Here is a 471-nt window from a genome sequence, read left to right as displayed (position 1 = left end):
ATGATCGAAAACACGTACTGGCAGGAAGACTGGCGTCAGGGCCATGAGCGAAAGGTCCTGGGCGCAGAGTCATAGACGCGCCAGCGCCTGCAGGCCTGCGTAGCACGAGGCGGTAAGGCTCGACAGCTGATGCACGAGGCTTTCACACAGCACCCCGAGAATGATGTAGACCGCCACCCGCGCCGCCAGAATCAGCCACGGCTGGCTGGCCAGCGAGCTCTGGAATGCTTGCGCCGCGCCCTGGAAGTTGCCGCTGATGGTGCTTGGCATGCCGAGTTCATTTTTCGCCTGATTGAGCATCAGTACGGCATCGCCCAGGGCTACGGCGGGGGCAAGGTTGAATGACATGTTGGCCGCCGGGAACATGCCGTCATGGCTGATCGACAGCGGACCACTGGCTGGCGCATCGACTTTGGCCACGGCCGACAGGGGCACCATCTCGCCCGTCAGCGGCGAGCGCATGTAGAAATA

Annotated in this window: 1 pseudogene; it reads right to left on the bottom strand. The window is 62.4% G+C overall.

Features of this window, described 5'->3' with window-relative positions:
• Positions 1-471, bottom strand: a pseudogene (locus JQ845_RS22835) (efflux RND transporter permease subunit); the annotation flags it as partial.

This window comes from Pseudomonas paraversuta (genome assembly GCF_904063065.1).
GTDB classification, from domain to species: domain Bacteria; phylum Pseudomonadota; class Gammaproteobacteria; order Pseudomonadales; family Pseudomonadaceae; genus Aquipseudomonas; species Aquipseudomonas paraversuta.
Note: the sequence above shows the minus strand (reverse complement) of the source record. Positions and strands in the feature narration are given on the sequence as shown.